2 protein-coding genes are annotated in these 598 nt (G+C 45.7%); both read right to left on the reverse strand.

Annotated elements, in window-relative coordinates:
* Positions 1-290 (reverse strand): carboxyl transferase domain-containing protein (locus ACS8FC_RS19150; RefSeq protein WP_439297955.1); only part of this gene is annotated, 290 nt, incomplete at its 3' end.
* Positions 291-419: 129 nt separating this feature from the next.
* Positions 420-598 (reverse strand): AMP-binding enzyme (locus tag ACS8FC_RS19155; protein ID WP_439297956.1); only part of this gene is annotated, 179 nt, incomplete at its 5' end.

The raw sequence follows: 598 nt of genomic DNA on the forward strand, positions 1-598 counted from the left end.
CCAATACCCGCAATCACGCCAGCCGCTGGGATATCCTCACCATACATGTCATGCGCTGCCATTGGCGCCACTTCCAAAAACGGCGTACCCACATCAAGCAAACGCTCGACACGCTCACGTGGTAGCAACTTACCGCGTGCTAGATGCTTGGCACGGGCACGCTCTGAGCCGCCTTGGGCGACTTTACGCAGGTGCACATATAAATCGTCAACGATTGCTTGCATCGCCGCACTGTTTTGCTGAAAGTCGCTTGAGTTTGGACTCAGTTTACTGGTTATGATAGCGCTCATGATATCCCTTTTTCTTTGATACATAGATCCGTAAATGCGAGTAGCTTTTTATATGAATGATGCTCACTGCTATTTTTTAAGTATGACTCACATAGTTCATCTTTAGTGTTTTAGAGCTGATAAATAAGCTTACGCCAAACCCAACTCTTCTTTCATTTGCTCAATGATTTTATACTTTTGAATCTTGCCCGTGATGGTCATTGGATACTCAGTGACAAAGTGATAGTAAGCAGGCACTTTATAATGAGCAATATGCTCACTGCAGAATTCACGCACTTCCTCTTCGGTCAAGCAGCCCGGCTCTTTAG

It is taken from the genome of Psychrobacter sp. 1Y4, assembly GCF_051847555.1.